The organism is Burkholderia sp. Ac-20353, assembly GCF_017104785.1.
Lineage (GTDB): Bacteria > Pseudomonadota > Gammaproteobacteria > Burkholderiales > Burkholderiaceae > Burkholderia.
On record NZ_JAAGPL010000118.1, the window covers coordinates 1 to 15,302 of the forward strand.

General features: G+C 68.1%; 17 protein-coding genes. 9 read left to right on the top strand and 8 right to left on the bottom strand.

The window, feature by feature from the left end; genetic code table 11:
* A partial coding sequence (locus G3N94_RS26980; RefSeq protein ID WP_205795585.1) for an SDR family NAD(P)-dependent oxidoreductase occupies positions 1 to 580 on the top strand: 580 nt, incomplete at its 5' end.
* Positions 581 to 583: 3 nt separating this feature from the next.
* Positions 584 to 1,408, top strand: coding sequence for an SDR family NAD(P)-dependent oxidoreductase (locus tag G3N94_RS26985; protein ID WP_205795586.1), 825 nt, complete (start codon positions 584 to 586; stop codon positions 1,406 to 1,408).
* A 142-nt stretch (positions 1,409 to 1,550) separates the two neighbouring features.
* On the opposite strand, the gene G3N94_RS26990 is transcribed toward G3N94_RS26985, so the two are convergent.
* From G3N94_RS26990 to G3N94_RS27000, 3 genes are all read right to left on the bottom strand, one after another.
* A complete protein-coding gene (locus G3N94_RS26990; protein WP_205795587.1) occupies positions 1,551 to 1,793 on the bottom strand; it encodes a hypothetical protein in 243 nt (80 codons plus the stop codon).
* Between the two features lie 301 nt (positions 1,794 to 2,094).
* Complete coding sequence (locus tag G3N94_RS26995; RefSeq protein ID WP_205795588.1) at positions 2,095 to 2,811, bottom strand: EthD domain-containing protein; 717 nt, start codon at positions 2,809 to 2,811, stop codon at positions 2,095 to 2,097.
* Between the two features lie 63 nt (positions 2,812 to 2,874).
* The gene (locus G3N94_RS27000) at positions 2,875 to 3,372 is read right to left on the bottom strand and encodes a nuclear transport factor 2 family protein (protein ID WP_205795589.1); all 498 of its coding nucleotides are present in this window, start codon (positions 3,370 to 3,372) and stop codon (positions 2,875 to 2,877) included.
* A gap of 188 nt (positions 3,373 to 3,560) precedes the next feature.
* On the opposite strand from G3N94_RS27000, the gene G3N94_RS27005 reads away from it, so the two are divergent.
* From G3N94_RS27005 to G3N94_RS27025, 5 genes are all read left to right on the top strand, one after another.
* The gene (locus tag G3N94_RS27005; protein WP_205795590.1) at positions 3,561 to 4,061 is read left to right on the top strand and encodes a nuclear transport factor 2 family protein; all 501 of its coding nucleotides are present in this window, start codon (positions 3,561 to 3,563) and stop codon (positions 4,059 to 4,061) included.
* 74 nt (positions 4,062 to 4,135) lie between these two features.
* Entirely contained in the window at positions 4,136 to 5,002 is an 867-nt protein-coding gene (locus G3N94_RS27010) for an SDR family NAD(P)-dependent oxidoreductase (RefSeq protein ID WP_205795591.1), read from the top strand.
* 20 nt (positions 5,003 to 5,022) lie between these two features.
* On the top strand, positions 5,023 to 5,778 hold the full coding sequence (locus G3N94_RS27015; protein WP_205795609.1) for an SDR family oxidoreductase: 756 nt from the start codon (positions 5,023 to 5,025) through the stop codon (positions 5,776 to 5,778).
* 88 nt (positions 5,779 to 5,866) lie between these two features.
* Positions 5,867 to 6,643 (top strand): glucose 1-dehydrogenase, encoded by a 777-nt coding sequence (locus tag G3N94_RS27020; protein WP_205795592.1) that lies wholly within the window; start codon positions 5,867 to 5,869, stop codon positions 6,641 to 6,643.
* 543 nt (positions 6,644 to 7,186) lie between these two features.
* Positions 7,187 to 9,052, top strand: coding sequence for a phosphoenolpyruvate carboxykinase (GTP) (locus tag G3N94_RS27025; RefSeq protein ID WP_205795593.1), 1,866 nt, complete (start codon positions 7,187 to 7,189; stop codon positions 9,050 to 9,052).
* Between the two features lie 116 nt (positions 9,053 to 9,168).
* Here the strand turns inward: G3N94_RS27025 and G3N94_RS27030 are convergent, their stop codons facing one another.
* The 5 genes from G3N94_RS27030 to G3N94_RS27050 form a co-directional block, all read right to left on the bottom strand.
* Entirely contained in the window at positions 9,169 to 10,077 is a 909-nt protein-coding gene (locus G3N94_RS27030) for an NAD-dependent epimerase/dehydratase family protein (RefSeq protein WP_205795594.1), read from the bottom strand.
* An 81-nt stretch (positions 10,078 to 10,158) separates the two neighbouring features.
* The gene (locus tag G3N94_RS27035; RefSeq protein WP_205795610.1) at positions 10,159 to 10,992 is read right to left on the bottom strand and encodes an SDR family NAD(P)-dependent oxidoreductase; all 834 of its coding nucleotides are present in this window, start codon (positions 10,990 to 10,992) and stop codon (positions 10,159 to 10,161) included.
* Positions 10,993 to 11,030: 38 nt separating this feature from the next.
* Positions 11,031 to 11,789, bottom strand: a complete 759-nt coding sequence (locus G3N94_RS27040) for an SDR family oxidoreductase (protein WP_205795595.1) — start codon at positions 11,787 to 11,789, stop codon at positions 11,031 to 11,033.
* Positions 11,790 to 11,827: 38 nt separating this feature from the next.
* On the bottom strand, positions 11,828 to 12,685 hold the full coding sequence (locus G3N94_RS27045) for an SDR family NAD(P)-dependent oxidoreductase (RefSeq protein WP_205795596.1): 858 nt from the start codon (positions 12,683 to 12,685) through the stop codon (positions 11,828 to 11,830).
* A 3-nt stretch (positions 12,686 to 12,688) separates the two neighbouring features.
* A complete protein-coding gene (locus G3N94_RS27050; protein WP_205795597.1) occupies positions 12,689 to 13,105 on the bottom strand; it encodes a nuclear transport factor 2 family protein in 417 nt (138 codons plus the stop codon).
* A gap of 425 nt (positions 13,106 to 13,530) precedes the next feature.
* Here G3N94_RS27050 and G3N94_RS27055 point away from each other — a divergent pair, with 425 nt between their 5' ends.
* Both G3N94_RS27055 and G3N94_RS27060 read left to right on the top strand, forming a co-directional pair.
* Positions 13,531 to 13,740, top strand: a complete 210-nt coding sequence (locus G3N94_RS27055) for a hypothetical protein (protein ID WP_205795598.1) — start codon at positions 13,531 to 13,533, stop codon at positions 13,738 to 13,740.
* Between the two features lie 33 nt (positions 13,741 to 13,773).
* The gene (locus G3N94_RS27060; protein WP_205795599.1) at positions 13,774 to 15,270 is read left to right on the top strand and encodes an FAD-dependent oxidoreductase; all 1,497 of its coding nucleotides are present in this window, start codon (positions 13,774 to 13,776) and stop codon (positions 15,268 to 15,270) included.
* Positions 15,271 to 15,302: the final 32 nt, after the last annotated feature.

Here is a 15,302-nt window from a genome sequence, read left to right on the forward strand (position 1 = left end):
TGTCAACAACGCGGGCGTGGCCGACTACGAACGCGTCGAGACGATGCCGATGGCGATGTTCGACACGACGATCGAGCACTACCTGCGGATCCCGTTCGCGCTCGCGCAAGCGGCGATCCCGCTGATGCGCGCGCGTGGCGCGGGCTGGATCGTCAACATCGGCTCGGTCACCGCGCTGCCACCGCCGCGGCCGTTCGACGAATTCTCGCGCGCGGGCGGCGCAACCGTATATGCGGCGGTCAAGGCCGCGCTGTCGCGCTTCACACAGGGCCTCGCGGCCGAACTCGAGCCGGACGGGATCGCGGTGAACCTCGTCGCGCCGAGCACCGCAATCCGAACGCCGGGCGCGGCCCGCTACATCCCGGAAGGCTATCCGACCGAAGACGTCGCGTACCTCGCCGAGACGGCGCTCGCGCTGTGCCGGCTGCCCGCGCGCGAGCGCACCGGCGTGATCGCGCACAGCCTGCACTTTCCGCTAGCGCACGGGCTCGCGGTGCACTCGCTCGACGGCCGCACGCCGCTACCGCCGCCGGCGATCCCCGCGTATGCGCATCCGCTCATCAACCCCGAAGGACTTTGAACCATGACTGCATCGCTTCGCATCGACGGCGGCACCGCCGTGATCACCGGCGCGGCCAGCGGCATCGGCAGCGGGCTCGCTCGCCGCGCGGCCGCGCTCGGGATGCGCGTCGTGCTGGCCGACCTCGACCCGGCCAGGCTCGACGCATTCGCCGCGACCCTCGACACCGACGTGCTGTGCGTGCCGACCGACGTCAGCCGGCCCGACGCAGTCGATGCGCTCGCGGACGCCGCGTGGCAGCGCTTCGGCGGCGTCGACCTGCTGTTCAACAACGCGGGTGTGATGGCGACCGGCTTCAGCTGGGAAATCACGCCGGAGCGCTTCGAACGGAGCTTCGCGATCAACGTGCACGGGGTGCTGAACGGCATTCGCAGCTTCGTGCCACGGATGCTCGCGCGCAACGTGCCCGCGCGCGTCGTGAACACGGCGTCGGTCGGCGGGTTCCTGCCGAGCCCGCTGATGTCGCCGTACTCGGCGACCAAGTTCGCGGTGGTCGCGCTGACCGAATCGCTGTACGGCGAACTGAAGATGCTCGGCTCGCCGGTCGGCGTGTCGCTGCTCGCGCCGGGGCCCGTGCAGAGCGGAATCTTCAACGACCCGTTCGGCGACGCGCACGATCGCCCGGCAGTGCGCGGATTCGTCGACACGATGCGCACGATGCTGAACGCGCACGGGCTCACCCCCGACGAATTCGCCGAACGCGTGTTCGACGGGATCCGCGAAGGACGTTACTGGCTGATTCCGCAACCCGAGACGATCGACGGCGCGCTGCAGCGGCGCACGGACGACATCCTCGCCGCGCGCGATCCGTCGCTGCCGTCGCTCTGACCGGCGTCGTGCGCGCACGCGCACGGCGACACCGCCGCGGCGCACATGACTGCACGCCGCGGTCGCGTCGCTTTACCTCTGCATCGGCCGGCAAGCCGGCCATTCGACGGATGCGGGCGGCGGGGTCTCCCACTTACCCCACTTACATCTTCATGCCCGAATGCTGCCTTCCGCTCGGGTCGCCGCCGCGATCGGGCGGCGTATTGTTCTGATCGATCTTCGCGAGAATGAATCCGCCGGCCGGAGGCAGGGCGCCGGGCGCGCGATGCACCGTTTGCGCGCCGTCGGCGCGTGGGGGCGCGGAACCTGACGATGGCGCGCCCGGTTGAGCGAACGCCGAGAGGGAAACAGCCGCAAGGACGGCGGCGATCGCGTGCTTGTTCATGACGACTCCTTTCGCGACGACACTGCGTGACTAGTGACAATTCAATCAGTCTAGGTCGCGAAACTTAACGCCACGTGAAGATACGCGCTTGCGCAGATTACAGGATCCTTAATCGTGGACGGGCACGGCAGATGCTCTGAACGTCGACGCGCCGGCAAGTGCGTGCCCGCGACGCACGATCAGATTCCCCACATCGTGTCGGCCGGCGTCAACGCACGCGATCGCGCGCGAACGGGCGCGATCTTCGGGCTGGCCGAACGATGCCGATGAACGCCGGGCCGCACGCCACCCGGCATGCGTGTCAGGCGCCAACCGCCTTCACGATGTACTGGCTCGTCGGCACCACATCGATCTTGTCGAAATCGATGAAGCGCGCGCAGCTGTCCATCATCTCGGCGACGTTGCGCTGGAACTTCTCGTCGTCGCCGACTGCGTCGAAGAATGCGTGTGGATCCGTCATCGCGGCGGCCGGGAAGCATTCCTCGACGATCGCGTCGTAACCGGGCGCCGCATGCGTCAGCGCGCGCACGACGACGTTCTGCACGTACAGGAAGTTGTCCTGCGTATCGATCGCGACGCGCGTGTGATGGTTGTGCCATACGTCGAGCCACGCTTCGTGCGTAAGGCGCGGCGGCCGCTTCAGGAACGCGAGTTGCGAAAACCCGCTGGTGCGTTCGCCGGGGCGCGCCGGGAAGCGCGTGTTCGGAATCGGTTGCGACTCGGTGACGAGATAGGCGGCCATGTGCGGGGCGACCGTGCGCACTGCGTCGTCGAACGGCTGGCGGAACATCGGGTTCGCGCTGTCGATCCACACGGCTGCGATCCCGTCGATGGCCGGATGCGTGTTCACCTGCTTCAGCGCCGCGGCGGGCGCGACGTCCGCGTCGGCGACATTGACCTGCACGCCGTGCGCGCCGAGCGACAGCAGCTTGTCGGCGAGCTGCGCGCGCACCGTGCGGCTCCATTGATCGGGCGCGGCCTGTGCGTCGCGCCACAACACGTAAATGACTTTCTCCATTGCTCGGGCTCCAGGTGGAAATAACAGGGACGGCGGACCGGGACCGCGGCCGTGCCGCCGGATTCAGTGCGCGGTGTCCTGCTGTGTGGCGGGCGCGAACCGGTTCGCGGTCAGCGTGAACGACGGCGGGATCGGCGACGTCACGCTCTCGAACAGCCGCTCGTGACGCGTCGCGCAGATCCGCCACACGCCGTCCTGCTTCACGTATTCGTCGTCGTAGAACGCGGTGCCGTGCAGCAGGTAGTCGTCGTCCAGATTGATCGCGTGATCCTCGAGAAACCACACGCCGCGTGCGCGATCGGCCGCGACGAGCGTGAGCTCCGGGTGATGGCCGTGATGCATCGTCAGGAACGTCGGCTTGCCGATCAACGCCTGCAGGCTCGACACGAATGCGTCGCGGCCGTCGTATGCATATTTGCCGCCGTACAGGCGCGCGTTGCAATCGGTTGTCAGGCATTGCGCGAGCAACGCCCAGTCGTGCGTGTCGACCGCGCGGAAGTACCGGTATTTCAGCTGACGGATCTGCTCGAATTCGTGGAGCGTCCGGGTCGTGTCGTCCATCGCCGCGCCTCGTGGTGGTGTCGACGGATGGTAGGAACGAATGCCACCGCATCACATCGTCCGATTGGACGATTGGGGCCACCCACGCCGCACCGTTTCATCCGAACGGGTGATGGCCGCCCCGCATCACGCCTGTACCGTGGACGTCGACGCACCGCACCCGCGTGCATCGACACCAAGGAGACCGCATGACGCCCACCGAACAACTGGAGACGCGGCTGCGCAGGCTCGAGGACGCCGACGCGATCCGCCGCCTGAAGGCACGCTACTTCACGAGCTGCGACCGGAAGGATCCGCAACGGATGCGCGACTGCTTCGCGCCCGGCACCGTGCATATCGACTACGGGCGGATCGGCGTGTTCGAGCACCGCGATGCGCTCGTCGACGTGTTCGAGCGGCTCGGCTGCCATCCGCACATCGTCGAGATGCACCACGGCGTCAATCCGGACATCACGGTGCTCGACGACACGCATGCGCGCGGAACGTGGGGCCTGCACTACCAGATGATCGACACGAACGCGCACACGCTCACGCAGCTCGGCGCGTACTACGACGACGAATACCGGAAGGTCGACGGTGAATGGAAGATCGTCGCGACGCGCTGCGTCGTCACGTCGACGCTGAGCGCCCGCTACGAAGGCGATGCGCGCGGCGTGCTGTTCGCCGGCACGCCGCCGCCGGCTGCCTGAATCCGCTGCCTGAATTTGCTGCGTGAATTTTCCATTTCTCGCGCTTCATCAGCCTCGAACAGGAGACACCGAACATGAAACAACACAACGACACGCTCGTCGCCGTCGTGACCGGCGCATCGCGCGGCGCGGGCAGGGGCATCGCGCGCGCACTCGGCGCGGCCGGCGCGACCGTCTACGTGACGGGCCGCTCGCAGCACGAAGGCGATGCGCCGCTGCCCGGCACGATCCACGAGACCGCGCGCGAGATCGACGCCCTTGGCGGCCGCGGCATCGCGGTGCCATGCGACCACGCGGACGACGCGCAGGTCAAGGCGCTGTTCGAGCGCGTCGAGCGCGAAAGCGGGCGCCTCGACATCCTCGTCAACAACGCGACGTATCTGCACGACCAGCTGATCCTGCCGGGCCCGTTCTGGGAGAAGTCGCTCGACCTCGTGAACATCCTCGATGTCGGTCTGCGGTCCGCGTACGTCGCGAGCTGGCACGCGGCGCCGCTGATGACGAAGCGCCGCGGCGGGTTGATCGCGTTCACGTCATCGTTCGGCGCGAGCTGCTACATGCACGGCGCCGCCTACGGCGCGCAGAAGGCCGGCGTCGACAAGTTTGCGAAGGACATGGCCGTCGACCTGAAGCCGTTCGACGTCGCGGCCGTGTCGATCTGGATGGGGCCGCTGCGCACCGAGCGCACGACGCGCGTGTGGGACGAACACCCCGATCTGTACAAGGAATTCTCGCTCGTCGCCGAAAGCCCCGAATTCACGGGCCGCGTAATTCATGCGCTGTACCAGGACCCCGAGCGGATGGCGCTGTCGGGCCAGGTGCTGGTCGGCGCGGAAGCGGCACTCAAGTACGGGATCGCCGATCTCGACGGCAAACAGCCGCCGTCTTACCGCGACCTGCTCGGCGGACCCGTGCAGGCGCATCCGGCAATCGTCGCATGAATCACATCTCACGCACATCGATGGGAATCCTGAATGACAAGGCCGCGCTCGTCACGGGCGCGGGGCAGGGCGTCGGTCAAGGCATCGCGTACGCGCTCGCGGCCGAAGGGGCGCGGGTCGCGGTGGTCGGCCGCACGCGCGACAAGCTGCTCGCGACCTGCGACGAGATCCGCCGGCGCGGCGGCATCGCGGAGCCGTTCGTCTGCGACGTGATGGACGCCGGCCAGATCGTGCGCTGCGTCGCGGACGTGGTCGCGCGCTTCGGCGGCGTGCAGATCCTGGTCAACAACGCGCAGGTCGTGCCGCTCGGCCGCCTGCTCGACGTGACCGACGACGCGTTCGTCGCGGGGCTCGAATCGGGCCCGCTCGCCACGCTGCGGATGATGCGCGCGTGCCACCCGCACCTGAAGGGCGACGGCGTGATCGTCAACTTCGCGTCGTCGGCCGCGGTGCGCTGGGATGCGTCCGGCTACGGCGCGTATGCGGCGACCAAGGAAGCGATCCGTGCGTTGACGCGCGCGGCCGCATGCGAGTGGGGCGTCGACGGGATTCGCGTGAACGCGGTCGCGCCGCATGCGCTGTCGCCGGGGCTGAAGGGCTGGGTCGACGCGAATCCGCAGGAAGCCGCCGCGTTTTTTCGGACGATTCCGCTCGGCCGCGTCGGCGACTGCGAACAGGACATCGGCCGCGCGATCGTGTTTCTCGCGAGCCGCGACGCTGCGTACCTGACTGGCGCGACGCTGCCGCTCGACGGTGGGCAGGCGTATTGGGGATGACACCGCGCGGCGCAGGCCGCGCGGCCATCAACGGGTCCGGCCGCGCGCGCTCCCGCGCGTTGCGCCGGCGAATCGAAGAGAGGAAAACATGGCTCGACTGGAAGGAAAGGTAGCAATCGTCACCGGCGGCGCGCGCGGAATGGGCGCGGCAACGTGCCGGCTGTTCGTTGCGGAAGGCGCGCGCGTCGTGATCGCCGACGTACTCGAAGCGGAAGGCGACGCGCTCGCGCGCGAGCTCGGCGATGCCGCACGCTTCATGCGGCTCGACGTCGCCGACGAAGCGAACTGGGCGCGCGTCGCCGACGCGACGGCCGAACAGTTCGGCCGCATCGACGTACTCGTCAACAACGCGGCGGTGCTAACGTTCGGCGGCATCACCGAGCTGTCGACACGCGACTTCGAACGCGCGGTGTCGATCAACCTGGTCGGCACGTTCGTCGGCATCCGCACGATCGCGCCGCGCATGATCGCGCAGAAAAACGGCTCGATCGTCAATATCTCGTCGGTGGACGGATTGCGTGGCGTCAACGCGCTCGCCGCGTACGTGTCGAGCAAGTGGGGCGTGCGCGGGCTCACGAAGGTCGCGGCGCTCGAGCTCGGCCATCAGGGCGTGCGCGTGAATTCGGTCCATCCGGGCGGCGTAAACACCGTGATGTCGAACCCGACCGGCGCGCCGCTCGACGAAGTCAACAAGCATTACACGCACGTGCCGCTGCAGCGTGTCGGGCTGCCCGACGAAATCGCGCGCGCGACGCTGTTCCTCGCGAGCGACGACGCGTCGTACTGCAACGGCGCGGAACTGGCCGTCGACGGCGGGATGGCAGCGGGCGCGTATTACCCCGGATTGCCGGGTGCGCCGTTTTGAGCGGTGCCGCGTTTCATGCGCTCTGGTCAGATGTTTGTGTACGCAACCTAATTCAGGGTTTGCCGCAGTAGCGAAAACGTGAATATACGCGTGCGGCAGGCATGTTCGTTGCGAGCCGCACGCGCAGGCCGGATTTGCCGTTTCCACGAAACCCTTGCCGGGCGGTGCGCCGCACCGATCCGGCGGATCCGGCGCCCGCCGCTTGCGGGTAAAAATTGCGCGCAAGCAACCCGCGTGCCGGTGCGCGGGCACGCACCAGTCTTGCTGCAACGCAATGCCAGCAGGGTATTGGCGATGGTATGCTGGCCGTCATCATGTAGTGGTACGTCAGGTTGCATGCATGGCGAAACTCGCGTTCGCACACTCTAACGAGACACACCATCCTCTCGCACGCATCACCGCTCCGACACGCGCACCGCACGCGTGTCGCGTCCTGCGCGCGGTCTCCGCTGCGACCTGGCTCCCGATCGGCTTTTCCATCTTGCGGGCTCCGCCCGCTCTCCCGACTCCCCCATTTTCTGCCCGATAAATCTGGAGACTCTTATGCAGCCAAATACCACGGCCGAAGCGACACACGGCCAGCAGTTCGCTCCGCCGGCATTCGTCAAGCACCGCGGGCTGATCGACTGGGTGAAGCGCATCGCCGAACTCACCGAACCCGAGCGCATCGTCTGGTGCGACGGCTCGCAGGCCGAAAACGACGCGCTGTGCCAGGCGATGGTCGAACAGGGGACGCTGAAGCGCCTCAATCAGGCGTTGCGTCCGAATTCGTATCTCGCGCAGTCCGATCCGTCCGACGTCGCGCGCGTCGAGGACCGCACGTTCATCTGCGCCGCGTCGCGCGACGACGTCGGACCGACCAACAACTGGATCGCGCCGGAGGAAATGCGCACGACGCTCGACGGGCTGTTCCGCGGCTCGATGCGCGGCCGCACGCTGTACGTCGTGCCGTTCTCGATGGGCCCGCTCGGCTCGCCGATCGCGCACGTCGGCGTCGAGCTGTCCGACAGCCCGTATGTCGCGGTGAACATGCGGATCATGACGCGCATGGGCCGCGACGTGTACGACGTGCTCGGCGAAGATGGCCCGTTCGTGCCGTGCGTGCACAGCGTCGGCCATCCGCTCGAGCCGGGCCAGCAGGACGTTCCGTGGCCGTGCAACCCGGTCAAGTACATCGTGCACTTTCCGGAAACGCGCGAGATCTGGAGCTTCGGTTCCGGCTACGGCGGCAACGCGCTGCTCGGCAAGAAGTGCTTCGCGCTGCGCATCGCGTCGACGATGGGCCGCGACCAGGGCTGGCTCGCCGAGCACATGCTGATTCTTGGCGTGACGTCGCCGGCCGGCAAGAAGTATCACGTCGCGGCCGCGTTCCCGTCCGCATGCGGCAAGACCAACTTCGCGATGCTGATTCCGCCGAAGGGCTTCGACGGCTGGCAGGTCACGACGATCGGCGACGACATCGCATGGCTGAAGCCGGGCCGCGACGGCCGGCTTTACGCGATCAACCCCGAAGCAGGCTTCTTCGGCGTCGCGCCGGGCACCGGCGTGAAGACCAACCCGAACGCGATCGCGACACTGAAGGAAAACGTGATCTTCACGAACGTCGCGCTGACGGAAGACGGCGACGTGTGGTGGGAAGGGCTGACCGACACGCCGCCCGCAAAGCTGACCGACTGGCAGGGCAACCCGTGGACGCCCGAGATCGGAAAGGAAACCGGCCGCAAGGCCGCGCATCCGAACTCGCGCTTCACCGCGCCGGCCGCGCAATGCCCGTCGATCGACAGCGACTGGGAAAACCCGGCCGGCGTGCCGATCGACGCATTCATCTTCGGCGGCCGCCGCTCGACCACGGTGCCGCTCGTGACCGAAGCGCGCGACTGGGTGGAAGGCGTGTACATGGCCGCGACGATGGGTTCGGAGACAACCGCGGCAGCCGTCGGCCAGCAGGGCATCGTGCGGCGCGACCCGTTTGCGATGCTGCCGTTCTGCGGCTACAACATGAGCGATTATTTCGGTCACTGGCTCGCGATGGGCGAGAAGCTCGCGGCGAGCGGTGCGCGTCTGCCGAAGATCTATTGCGTGAACTGGTTCCGCAAGGACGAGCACGGCAAGTTCGTGTGGCCGGGCTTCGGCGAGAACATGCGCGTGATGAAGTGGATGCTCGATCGCCTCGAAGGGACCGGCGGCGGCAGCGAGCACGCGTTCGGCGTGTCGCCCGCGTACGACGACCTGCACTGGGACGGCCTCGACTTCACGCGCGCGCAGTTCGACGCGGTGACGTCGATGGACGTGGCCGAATGGCGCGACGAACTGGCGCTGCATGCGCAGTTGTTCGACACGCTGAAGCTGCGTCTGCCGGCCGAGCTGCTCGATACGATGAAGAAGATCGAACGCCGGCTCGGCGAGTAATGAACGGCGCCAGATAGTCCGGCGCATCGCAACCGAAGTCCCGCGCCGGCCATGTGTGCCGGCGCGGGATTTTTTTCATGCGTGTCGCTCGTGCCGGGTGACACGCCTGCCACCACTCACTGCGCGCGGCAATGCGCGACGACTTCATCCACGGCGCGCTGCACGTCACCGCGCCGATAACGCAGCACCGCGAGATCGGCCGCATCCGGCTCGTACGACACGACGTTGCCGCGCCCCGTGTAGATCGCGATGTCCGGCAGCAGCGGATGCGCCTGGTCGAGCGACGGCACTTCTTGCGGATTGCCGGCCGCGCGGAAGAACGCGGCGAAATATTCCGCGAAGCTCAGGTTCTCGTCGCCAACGAGATACGCGTTGCCTGCTTCGCCGCGCTGCATTGCGCCCCAGATTGCTTCCGACAGCGATTGCGTCGAGATGAAATTGCTGCCGCCCGCCGGCCCGTAAACGGGCAGCCCGGCCAGCTTGCCCTCCGCATAGCCCGTATATGCGGTGAACATCTCGTTGCGCAGGCCCGGCACCGAACCGACGACGAACGGCGCATTCACACTGCATACCGTGAACGACGGCGTCGCGAGCGCGCGCACGCGTTCGTCGGCCAGATGGCGCGAACGCACATATGGAACCGTGTCGATGAGTTCGGGCGCGACCTGCGGATAGAAGCTGCCGACGAGCACGGCCTTTTTCACACCCGCGTCGCGCGCGAGCGCGAAGAAGCGCGGCACGGCCTCGACGTTCGCGCGCTCCCAATGCGCGGCTTCGTCGGTACCGGGCGGCAAGTGGCGGATATCGTTGCCGGCTGCAAACACGATTGCGTCGAAGCACGCGAGATCGTCGCGCGTGAAATTGCCGGCAACGTAATCACGCTGCAATACGTCGAATTGCGCAAGTGCGGAGCCGGCCGCGGGCGGCTTGCGCGCGGCGAGCGTGATGGTGTTGCCCTGCGCGTGCAGATACAGCGCGGCGTGGCCGCCGATGAGGCCGGTGCCGCCGATGACGAGAATGTTCATGGTGTCTCCGATGACGATGCGTGCGTCGCTCGCCGGGTTGCGTGAACGGGAAATGCGCGGGAAAAGCGCTCGCGTGGCCGCTCAGAAATTGAAGCCGTTGCCGGTAACGACCGGCAGGTTGGCCCAGAAGCCATTCGGGTCGCGATACCAGCCGGCGGCCGCGAGTGCGCCGCCATCGACGTGCAACGTCGTGCCGGTGACCCACGCGGCGAGCGGGCTCGCGAGGAACAGCGCCGCGCCCGCGATGTCGCCCGCCGCGCCGAAGCGGCCGAGCGGAATCCAGCGCGGCACGTGCGCGCGGTGCTCGGCGGCAACCATCGCGCTCACCGGCACCTGCGGCGTCTCGGTCGTTTCGGGCGCGATCTGATTCACGCGTATGCCCGCTGGCCCGAGCTCGAGCGCGAGGCTTTTCGTGAATCCGGTCAGCGCGGCCTTGAAAGACGCGTACACCGCGCAGTTCGGAATCGCGCGGAAACCTTCGATCGACGACACGCTGACGATGCTGCCGCCCGCGCCACGCCGGCGCAGCAGCGGCAGCATCGCGCGCGTGACGACGAACACCTGCCGCAGGTTCACGTCGAACAGCCGCGCGATGTCGTCGTCCGTGTAGTCGTCGAACGGTTTCGCGATCTGCAGGAAATCGCCGACATTGTTCACGAGCACGTCGAGGCCGCCGAAGCGCGTGTCGATCGTGCGCGCGAACGCGTCGACCTCGTCGCGACGCGTCACGTCGACAATCTCGACGAGCGACTCGACGCCCGCCGACTCGAGTGCGTGACGCACATCCTGCGCGCGGGCGGCGTCGATTTCCGCGACGACGACGCGCGCGCCCGCCGCGCCGAACGTTTCCGCGCACGCGCGGCCGATGCCCGCACCGCCGCCGGTGATCAGCACGGTCTTGCCGGTCATTTCAATCATCTGGATAGGCCTCCGAAAAAAACACACGTGCTGCGTCACAGCGACGAAATCAGTTGCCCGTTGTCGATCCGCAGTTCCGCGCCGTTGATGAAGCGCGATTCGTCCGACGCGAGGAACAGCACGAGATTCGCGACGTCCTGCGGGTCGCACATCCGCGCCATCGGATCGCTGCCGATGCCGAGCGTCGCCGGATCGAGGTCAGGCACGATCGCCTGCGTCATCGGCGTCCAGATTCCGTCCGGGTGGACCGAATTGCAGCGGATCCGGTAGCCGCTGCGCTTGCAGTGCGCGGCGACGTTGCGCGTGAGCGCGGTCACCGCGCCTTTCGACCCCGTGTACGCGCACATCATCGGCAGGCCGCCGAGCGCGGCGACCGACGACATCATCACGATCGAGCCCTGCGTCGTGTTGTGCTTCATCGCGTCGATCGCGTACTTGCAGCCGAGGAAGTAGCCGTCCGCGTTGGTGCGCATCACGCGCTGCCACGTGTCGAGGCTCGTGTCCTCGATCGTGCCGACCGGGCAGATCGCCGCGTTGTTGACGAGCACGTCGAGCTGGCCGAAGCGCGCGAGCGTCGATGCGATCGCATGCCGCCAGCCGTCCTCGTCGGCGATGTCGTGGCGCACGAACAGCGCCGCGTCGCCGATCTCGCGTGCGAGCGCGTGGCCGGCTTCGTCGTTGACGTCGGTGAGCACGACGCGCGCGCCTTCGGCGGCCAGCAGCAGCGCGTCCGCGCGGCCGACGCCGCTCGCCGCGCCGGTGATCAGCGCGACCTTGTTTGCGACTCGATTCATGTTCTGGTGGATTCCTGTCAGTGGAGGAGAGCGGACACTCAAGCGCCGCCGGGTGCGCGGCCGGACTTGACCGCGTCGAGCGCGGCCGCGCCAAAGATCTGCGCAATCGTGTCGTCGACGCGCGGATTCGTGCGCAGTTCGTGGCCGCCGTCGACCGCGAAGCTCTGGCCCGTCACCCAGCCCGATTCGGGCCCCGCGAGGTAGCGCACCGCATGCGCGATCGCGTCGGGCTCGCCGAGCGTGCGTAGCGGGATCTGCTCGAGAAAGCTGTCGACGAGCGCGTGGTTGTCGAACATCGGCGCGGTTGCTTCCGAACGTGTGAGGCCGGGGCGAACCGCGTTCACACGAATCTTCGCGCCGGCCAGTTCCTCGGCCGCCGCGCGGACCAGCGCTTCGAGCCCGGCCTTCGCGGTGCAATAGCCGGACAGCCAGCGGAAATTGATCCGCGCGGCCGTCGATGAAATGCACACGACCGCGCCGCCGCCGCTGTCGGCGAGCATCGGTGCCGCATGGCGGATTGCGAGGAACGCGCTGATCACGTTGAGTTCGAGGTCCGCGCGGAAGCTGTCGGCGTCGTGCATCAGCAGCGGCCGGAACGCGGCGCCGCCGACCGTCGGCACGACGATGTCGAGACGCCCGTTCAGCGACCACGCGCGCTGCAGCGCGTCCAGCAGGTCGGCTTCGACGCCGGCGTCGCCTGCATGGATCGCGACGCGGCCACCTGGCACCGCATCCGTCAGTTGCTGCTGCGCGCGTTCGAGCGCGTCGCGGCGGCGGCCCATCAGCACGACGGCCGCGCCGTCGGCGAGCAGCGCTCGGGCGCTCGCCGCGCCAATGCCGGACGAGCCGCCCGTCACGAGCGCGGTCTTGCCGTCGAGTGGAAGCGGGGTGCGCATCGTTCAGCCCTCCAGCGGCAGGTCCTGCGCCCAGTCGACGAGCAGCGTGCGCGCGGCGTAGCGCCACGTGCCGCCGTCGAACACGCAGCGGTCGTGGTAGCGCAGCCCCCAGTCGAGCTTGCGCTTCACGCCGTCGCGCACGTACACGTGGCACGCGACGCCGTAGGTCTCGACCGCCGCCTCGCCGCCATCGAGCGTGACGAGCTGGTTGTGCACCTGATGCTGGGTCGCCTCGTAGCGGCCGATCGCGACCATGCCCGCGACGATCGCGTCGCGGTCGTCGAACGCGAAGCCGGGGCCGGCAAGGCGCGCGTCGGGGGTGAAGAGGACGGCGAGCTGCCGCCAGTCGCGGCGGTCGACGGCCTGCGCGTAGCGGCACGCGAGTTCATACAGTGCGTGACGGGGATTCGTATCGGTCATGCCGGGCTCCCGTGAAAGGACGGAGTAGATGGCCGCGCCGCAACGACGGCTGCGGCGGCATTGCGATGCGCAGGTTCGCATCCTTACAGACAGGACTCATCACCCATACGGAGCAGGAGCCGGCTCGGGGAAAACACGAAGGTCCGCTGCGCGACGCTTCACGATCATGCGGCGCAGCAACGCGCGTGCCGGATCGCGCTCGAGCGCTTGACCGCGCCGGCGCTGCATGCGGGCGTCTCCGATTCTTGATACGAACGAGTCGATGCTGCAGCGCGCCATCGACAACGGCAGCCTCCTCGCGTTTGCCCTTAGTCGAAACGGACGATGGCCGATGCGATGCCGGTCGCTACCGTGCAGTCATCCGCTGCGGCATCGCCCGCGCCGGACCTGGAACCGCACCCGCGGCGCATCTGGAGGAGACGATCATGAGACTGACGAATCGCAAGCTCGGCGCACTCGCCGCAGGCACGCTGGCGGCCATCGCGATCGCGCGTTACGCAGCCGACGCACTGCCGTCGCCGCCGTACGCGGCCGGCACGCTGCAGTGCCGCTCGGTTGACGCGAACGGCCTGCCGACCGGCTGCGTACCGATCGATCCCGTGCACTTCGGGTTCGCCGCGCTGCGCGGCATGTAACGCGTCGACGCCTTTCACGCTGCCCCATTCCTCATGTCATCCGATTACTCCCTGACCCGCCCGCTGAACACCCGCGACGTACGCCACTGGGATGCCGAACACGACGTCGTGATCGTCGGTTTCGGCGCGGCCGGCGCGTGCGCGGCAATCGAAGCCGCGAGCGCCGGCGCCGACACGCTGATCGTCGAACGCGCATCGAGCTACGGCGGCACGAGCGCGCTGTCGGGCGGCGAGATCTACCTCGGCGGCAGCGGCGGCACGCCCGCGCAGCGGCAGGCCGGCTTTCGCGACGAGACGGAAGACCTGTACCGCTACCTGATGCTCGCGGGCGGCCGCGACGCGGACGAGGCAAAGGTGCGCGTCTACGCGAACGAGAGCCTCGCGCATCACGACTGGCTCGTCGCGCAGGGGCTCACATACAAGAACACGTTCATCGCGGAGCGGATCGTCGAGCCGGAAACCGATGACTGTCTGATCTGGTCCGGCAGCGAGGAAGCCTGGCCGTTCAGCGAGGCCGCGAAGCCGTGCCCGCGCGGCCACACGCCGCAATGGCCGGGCTGGGGCGGTGGCCAGATGCTGATGAAGGTGCTGGCCGAGCGCGTGCAGGCACTCGGCGTCGCGACGCGCTACGACACGCGCGCGGTCGCGCTGATCGTCGACGATCGGGGCACTGTGTGCGGTGTCGTGCTGCGTGCATACGGCGAGACCGCATTCGTGCGTGCACGGCGCGCGGTGATCCTGTGCGCGGGCGGGTTCGCGATGAACCGCGACATGGTGCGCCGCCATGCGCCGCAACTGTTGCGCTCGGCCGAGCCGATCGGCAGCCCCGGCGACGATGGTGCGGGCATCCTGCTGGGCGTGAGTGCGGGCGGAGCGGCGATCCACATGGGCGAGGCGTTCGTCAGCCTGCCGTTCTATGCGCCGGAATCGCTGATCAAAGGGATTTTCGTGAACGCGCGCGGGCAGCGCTTCATCAACGAGGACGGCTATCACGGCCGCACGGGCCAGCATGCGTTCCAGCAGCCGGACGACCGGATCTACCTGCTCGTCGACCAGGCGACCTACCAGGAGCCGCCCGCGATCGCGCGGATCGGCATCGCGGCGGCCGGTGAAACCTGGGAAGAGGTCGAGCGCGACCTGCAGATGCCGGCCGGCACGCTGACCGCGACCGTCGACGTTTACAACCGCCACGCGGCCGAGGGCGTCGATCCGCTGTTCCACAAGGCCGCGAAATGGCTGAAGCCGCTCGACGAGCCGCCGTTCGTCGCGCTCGATTGCCGGATCGACTACGCGTTCTATCCACATTTCACGCTCGGCGGGCTCGACACGCTGCCGACCGGGCAGGTCGTCGACGCAACGCGCACGCCGGTGCCGGGCCTGTTCGCGGCCGGCCGCACGACGTGCGGGTTGCCGCGCTGGGGCGCCGGATACAGCTCCGGGCTGTCGCTCGCGGACGCGACGTTCTTCGGACGCCAGGCGGGGCGTCATGCGGCGCGCGCGGACCGCAATGCGCTGAAGGATGCCGCGTAGTGTTGGCGGCCGCGCCGTCGGTTCAGTCACGC